We start from the raw sequence: 6,788 nt of genomic DNA, 5'->3' as shown, positions 1-6,788 counted from the left end.
AAGAATGATGCTTGTCAGTATATACCATATGATTCTTACTGGAGAGACATTTAATCCTTCAGATTATGAATCATTTAAAAATCCTAAGCCACCTATAAAGCAACAAGTTTTAACAGAAGAATCAGCGATAGAGTTTCTTAAGAAATCAGGTTTTGACGTTTCTAAATTAACTAAACCATAATATTCAATTATTCTATTTTTTCTAAATTATTCAAACTTATTTTTAAGTTTGTCTTTTTTTATACGTTTTGATTGATTTTTGTTTCACACTTCCTATTTTCTTCATAATATCTTCTTCCTTTGTAATCTATTTTTATAACGTCTTAATAATCGGCATTACACTTCATTTATATTTGTATCAAATCATTATTTTTCATTTGGCACAATAAATGATGACGCAATTTCCTCCTCCGCATACTCTTCCACATCCGTTCTCGTTACTCGTTTTATATGTTGTTTTTTTAGGCGCAGATATACGAACTCCCGGAATATAGTATAAAATACCGATACAAGTGGAATGAAAATCAGCATACCTATAATTCCCATAAGATTTCCGCCGATTGTAACTGCCGCCAGTACCCAAATTGATGGAAGTCCTACTGATCCGCCAACCACATGAGGATAGATCAGATTACCTTCTATCTGCTGCAAAAGCAGAAAAACTACAATAAATAAAACTGCCTGTTTTGGATTTACCATAAAGATCAGAAAACTTCCCACGGCACAGCCAATAAAGGCTCCAAAGATAGGAACCAATGCGGTAAACGCGATCAAAATTCCAATTAAAAGTGCATATGGCATTTTTAAAATACTTAGCGTGATAACAAACATCATTCCGAGAATTACTGCTTCCAGACACTGCCCTGCAAGAAAATTTGCAAATGTCCGATATGTCAGCGAACATATGTTAAGAATTGCATCTGCTTTTTGTTTTGGAATAAAAGCGAAAATCACTTTTCTTACCTGTAAATGTAATTTTTCCTTCTGAAAAAGAATATAGCATGCAAAGGAAAACGAAATAAAAAAGGTCGCTAATCCACTGGCAATGGAACCTACTGCTGACATCGTCGTATTCATCATATTTCCGACTCCGTTTCCAAGAAGACTTATTCCCCATTTAATTGCCTGATCAGGCTGAAACTGCAGCTGATCTACCAATTTCATAATATCCTGATTATCATGTGAAAATTCTCGAATCCAGTTTTGCATCTGTGGAATAAAATCTGAAATACTCGTCATCAGATTTCCCATAGTCTGCGTAAGCTGTGGAATCACACCAAACATTACCAATACCATTACACCTGCTGCCAATATAATTGTAAGAAGCAGGCTTATCGGTCTCGCAGCCTTTTTTCCTATTTTATTGTTTTCTTTTATCTTTCCGAGCATTTTCTTTTCCAGGAAACTCATTGGTTCATTAATCACAAAGGCAATTACACCACCAAGCGCAAAAGGAAACACAATTTTCCATATTGACTTCAGCACTTCAATCACCACATCGAATTTCCACAAAGCAACTACAAGAAATGCCGTAAACACAATCAGTTCTCGAATTTTTTTCATAGAACATCTACTTAAGTCCACTATCTTTCCCCTCTTTTTCTTTCTCTGGATCTTTTCACCTGTTCACTCGTAAGCCCAGATTTCTTGCCATTCACCCTTTCAAGAACCTCTTCTACCGTCTGCTGATAAATTTCCTTCATCACTTCCGCCTCCTCGTTCTCCTAAATATTTTTCTAGTCATTGCAATATAAAATTGCTTATACAGTCTCTCCCTTAAGCGTCCTGGTATTCTGGATAATATACAGAGCGACCGATATGACCATCATTATAGCGCACAAACCAATCAACAGATCTGATACCATAGGTGTAATGTGGAACCATATAATATGCACCGCTGCAGTTCCATATAATAAAAAGGTTACTATCTTTCCATGCCAGTCTGCACCATGTACTTTTCCTGTCTTTCGTATCACAAGACATCCACTGACTACCATATACAGCTCCTTACCTGCCATTATTACGATTAAAAGAAGCACATGCGGAAAACGAGTAAACAGACAGATTAACATCGCTGCCTGTGTCAGCTTATCAGCCACCGGATCAAGTATTTTTCCTAAATTACTAATCCTATGGAATCTTCTTGCGATATATCCATCAGCAAGATCCGTAAGACCAGACATCAATAAGATTTCACCAGCTAACAGAGGATTTTTCTTTACACAATAACTCCATATAATTACCGGAATCAGACAAAGCCGAAAAAAAGAAAGAAGATGAGGAACCGTAATAATTCTATTCAAATTTTCTTCCTGATTCACTTCACTCTGCATGTACGGTCACATCACTTTCCTTTTTTTTAGACATAAACCAATAAAATATAACACAAAATGCTAAAGCAAACACAACACCAAAAACATTTTGAATCACTCTAAGACTAACCGCTCCTTGTAGTCCATAAGTCTCTGCAGCAATGGCTAAAGCACCAAATGTGTTAAATACTGCCTGCCAGCCATATTGTGCTGAAAATCCTACACCGATTCCACCAAGAATTCCTATATATGCATAGATTGACGAAGGAAGCAGAAAATATAATACTGTAAAACATATAACACCTGCAATATTTCCGACAATCCTTTTACGGACTCTGTAGTGCATATCTTCCATAAACGGCAAAATCGCGGACATGGCCGCAATACCAGCCCACATTGCACGTGGCATATTACAAAGTTCTGCAATGCAAAGGACAATCGGTACGCATAAAATCTGACATATCTGCCATTTTGTTCTGGAAGAAGTGATATCAAATTCTTGTATCAGATCTTTCAGATTTCTTTTATAAGTTCTGTTTTTATGATTTCGATAAAATACGAAGCAGGTAAGTGCTGCACCTAAAGCCATTCCGACTAATCGCATCTGATAGCTTTTTCCCGTAACATCATAACCATATAGCAGCAGATACCCAAGAACCAATGTAGATTGATTAAACATGAATGGATTATGGCATCCGAACAGAATCAACACAGCCAGTGCCGCAATATTTAACAGCATTCCCAATACCGGTGAAAACTGATTTGCTAAATGCGGACATACAGTCATAATTACAAAGAACAAAGCCAAAAGCATCGTAGATTGTCCAGTGTGGATCCCCAGATCCGCATTTCTAAACACCATGAGACATAATAAGACCACTACACCTACAATGCTGTTCTCATTTCCAAATAAGATACTGAAAATAGTAACAAATAAAAAACAAAATGCCATTGTAACAGCTATCTTTACCAAATATACCAGTATATGATATGTTTTTTCTTTCACTGTTTCACTCTTTTTCAACAGATTTTTAGAACCTGCCTGATTTAACTGCAATTCCTGATAAAATGTCATGTAATTCCTCCTCTATCTGTTTTTCTTAAACTTATATGGCCTCATCTTTCTGTATTGGAAGCTCTACAACAAATCTGCATCCACCATATTCACGGTTTTCTGCTTTGATTATTCCTCCGGCACTATCTACAATCCGTTTTACAAGTGCAAGACCTAGGCCATTTCCTTCTGCTTTATGAGATCCATCTACCTGATAGAACTTGTCAAATATTCTGGATTTTACATCATCCTCTATTCCTGGTCCTTCATCTTCCAGAATGAACTTAACAAAATCCTGTTCTTGTTTCAGAAACATCGTAATTGTCCCCTTTGAAGGGCTGAACTTAATCGCATTATCCAAAAGATTTATCCAGATATGCATAAAAAGTCCTTCATTCCCAGTATATTTAACTTCCTCCAATTCTACCTGAAAACCAATTTCTTTTTCTGTCCATTTTGTTTCCAATGAAAGAACTGCCTGGCGGATCTGTTCATCCAGACGATATTCTGTTTTTTTCATTGGTATATTCTGATTCTCTAACTTGGATAACAGCAAAATATTACCAACCAATCCGGAAAGTCTTTGGGTGTTAAATAAGATTTTTTCTACATATTCCTCTTGATCCGGAGACAGTTCTTCTCCCTGAAGCAGCATTGTATATCCTTCAATGGCATTAATCGGGGTCTTAAACTCATGAGAAACATTAGATACAAAATCCATCTGCAGCACCTCTGTTGCACGAAGTTCTTTTGTCATAACGTTAAAACTTTGATAAGATTCTCCAATTTCTGCTATACGGCTGTTCGTTTCCAAATGCTGTTCAAAATCTCCCTGAGAAACTTCCTTCATTGCTTTACCAAGTCTGGTAATTGGTTCCAGTAATTTTGCATTGATAAAGGAAGTGATCAGCCCTGCAATCAATGTATTGAAAATCAAAAGCCAGCCAATCACAGGTATGCTGCCCGGCAGATTAAAAAAATGATTCAAAAAAGCAAATAATAAAGCAGATATGACTGTTGAAAATACAAGTGCCAGCCAGATTGCACCAGTCAGACAGGATCGGATCCGCAATCCTTTTTCTTTCTTTTGTTCCATTATTTTTTCACCACCTTGTATCCAATTCCACGCATTGTTACGATTTCAAAATCAGGGTTATCTTTAAAACGCTCTCTGATTCTTCCTATATGTACCTCTATCGTATGTGGGTCTGCCTCCGTCTCGTATCCCCATACTTCATCCATCAACTGTTGTTTTGTAAATGTTCTGCCTGGCGAAGCTGCAAGCTTATATAAAAGCAGGAATTCTTTTTTAGGCAAAACAAGACTTTCCTTATCAGTTGTAACCGTCATTGCATCATAATCAAACTCTGTTGAACCGATCACAATTTTGTGTTCATTCAGTATCTGTGCACGGCGAAGCAGTGCTCCGACTCTTAAAACCATTTCATTCACATTTACCGGTTTTACCATATAATCGTCACTTCCCGAAAGAAATCCCTGGCGCATATCATCAAAGGAACCTTTCGCAGTGATCATAAGCACTGGTATCTGATATCCTGCTGAACGAAGTTCTGACACCAGTTCATAGCCATCCATAACCGGCATCATAATATCAGAAATGATCAGATCAATATATTCCTTATCCAATACTTCTAATGCCTGTGCTCCATCCGATGCACTTTTGACTTGATATCCATTCTTCTCAAGCACTTTTTGGAATAGCTGGCTTAATTCTTTATCATCTTCTACAATCAATATTTGAAACACGTTTTCCTTCCTCCTTATTAAAACAGATACCTTGCCCATCCAAGCAGATGCTGTACCAAAAATATTTTTCTCTGACGTTTCTTTGTTAATTCGATTGGCTCTACATGATATGGATCATTATAAGTTCCGTCTTCTAATACCTGGCGGGACACTTTTTCATATTCCATCATGCCCTCTTCCAACTGTTTATTAATATCTTTACTGCGTATTACAAGCATCAGTTCCGTATCCAGATAAGCACTTCTCATGTCCATATTAAAGGAACCGATTACAGACAAATCATCATCAATTAGAATACTTTTTCCGTGGTATGAATAACCGCCTTCATATTCCCAGATATCAATTCCTGTACTTAAGATTCTGTTTCTGTTTTTCGCATAATCGGCTGACCCAAATGGATTCCCATTATTCGCAACTGAATTTGTCATGATTGAAAAATCTGAAACATTCTCTGCAATCTCTTTCCATGTATTATACATCATATCATTGCAGATAATATATGGCGTGTGGATCTTCACACGATCTTTTGCATTTTTCATCAATTTTCCCAACTGATACCACACTACCGGTTCTTTGGAACCTGTGTGAATAGGATTTGACACTAATGCAATCTTTTCTGTCTCAAAAGTTTCGTCCGTATAATCGGTATCGCAGATTCTTTCCTTATTCTCTTCAAAATATTTCTGATAGCCGTTCTGCAGCTCTAAAACTGCGTTCTTTACAGATTTTCTATTTGCCAGTTTTTTATTGTTATGAAAATAACCACTGTCTTCCTGATCCCATATAGTTTCAAAATAATCTAACAACTGGTTAACTGAATTTTCTTTCTCAGGTTCATTGCAAACAACCAACACGTCTCTGTCATAGTTCTTATGTCCCGGAAAATCACCCAGGAAATAATTGTATGTATTTCTTCCCCCTAGAATATATCTCTTTCCATCTGCAATCAAATATTTATCATGCATTCTACCCATCATTTTCCACGGTTTCAACGGATTGGCCTTATTATACAGTTTAATTTCAACATTCTTATGGGAAGATAATCCATAGAAATACGGATTTCCTTCCATATCAATCCAGCTCTCCATTCCATCTACTAACAGACGAATATGTACACCTCTGTCTGCCGCATCATGCAGTGCTCCTAAAATCAATTTTCCACTTTCATCGGATTGAAATGCAAAAGTAGAAAGAATAATTTCCTTTTTTGCATTCTTGATCAAACGCACTCTTTGTAAAAGCGCTTCTGGATTCTTTTCTATGATTACTGCCCGTTCTGTATTTTCACTGCATTCGTTCCATGACCCATTTTTTGTTTCTTTTTTGGTTGTATTGGACACTTCCGGCTGCTTTTTATATGCAACGCAGATTCCGAGCAATTCATAAAAAGCCACACATAAAAAAATTGCCAGTATAACAAGAAGTATTTTACATATTTTATGCTTTTTCATTGTACATCACCTGATTCCTTTTTATTTCATACTTATACAATACAAAGTCAATCTCAATTTAACCTCAACAAAATTTATTTTTCATAAAAAATATGACCGACTTCTTTTTAATGAAACAGTCATATTTTTTGAATACCCATAATCTACAGGTAACGATTTAAGAGAAGTGTGGAGCAGAAATATTCAGGATATAGACTATTTGTC

At 36.4% G+C, this 6,788-nt stretch carries 6 protein-coding genes and 1 pseudogene; 1 reads left to right on the top strand and 6 read right to left on the bottom strand.

The annotated features are described in order from the left end of the window. Positions 1 to 181, top strand: a pseudogene (locus EAI80_RS13500) (hypothetical protein); the annotation flags it as partial. Positions 182 to 366: 185 nt separating this feature from the next. On the opposite strand, the gene EAI80_RS11265 reads toward EAI80_RS13500, so the two are convergent. The 6 genes from EAI80_RS11265 to EAI80_RS11240 all read right to left on the bottom strand — a co-directional run bounded on the left by EAI80_RS11265 (position 367) and on the right by EAI80_RS11240 (position 6,584). Beyond that, positions 367 to 1,563 (bottom strand): AI-2E family transporter, encoded by a 1,197-nt coding sequence (locus EAI80_RS11265; protein WP_129982111.1) that lies wholly within the window; start codon positions 1,561 to 1,563, stop codon positions 367 to 369. Positions 1,564 to 1,760: 197 nt separating this feature from the next. Next, entirely contained in the window at positions 1,761 to 2,333 is a 573-nt protein-coding gene (locus EAI80_RS11260; protein WP_129982110.1) for a CDP-alcohol phosphatidyltransferase family protein, read from the bottom strand. Then, on the bottom strand, positions 2,323 to 3,387 hold the full coding sequence (locus tag EAI80_RS11255; RefSeq protein WP_129982109.1) for an FUSC family protein: 1,065 nt from the start codon (positions 3,385 to 3,387) through the stop codon (positions 2,323 to 2,325). Before EAI80_RS11255 ends, EAI80_RS11260 begins: the two co-directional genes overlap by 11 nt. Before the next feature lie 31 nt (positions 3,388 to 3,418). Continuing rightward, positions 3,419 to 4,462: a HAMP domain-containing sensor histidine kinase gene (locus EAI80_RS11250; RefSeq protein ID WP_129982108.1), complete on the bottom strand. Its 1,044-nt coding sequence runs from the start codon at positions 4,460 to 4,462 to the stop codon at positions 3,419 to 3,421. Then, complete coding sequence (locus EAI80_RS11245; protein ID WP_003693048.1) at positions 4,462 to 5,172, bottom strand: response regulator transcription factor; 711 nt, start codon at positions 5,170 to 5,172, stop codon at positions 4,462 to 4,464. The genes EAI80_RS11250 and EAI80_RS11245 overlap by 1 nt, the downstream gene beginning before the upstream one ends. After that, positions 5,151 to 6,584 carry a phospholipase D family protein gene (locus tag EAI80_RS11240; RefSeq protein ID WP_129982107.1) on the bottom strand — a complete coding sequence of 478 codons (1,434 nt, stop codon included), beginning with the start codon at positions 6,582 to 6,584 and terminating at the stop codon, positions 5,151 to 5,153. Before EAI80_RS11240 ends, EAI80_RS11245 begins: the two co-directional genes overlap by 22 nt. Positions 6,585 to 6,788 lie beyond the last annotated feature (204 nt).

It is taken from the genome of Catenibacterium sp. co_0103, assembly GCF_004168205.1.
Lineage (GTDB): Bacteria > Bacillota_I > Bacilli_A > Erysipelotrichales > Coprobacillaceae > Catenibacterium > Catenibacterium mitsuoka_A.
The sequence above is the reverse complement of the archived record's forward strand: the minus strand, read 5'-3'. Positions and strand labels throughout refer to the sequence as shown.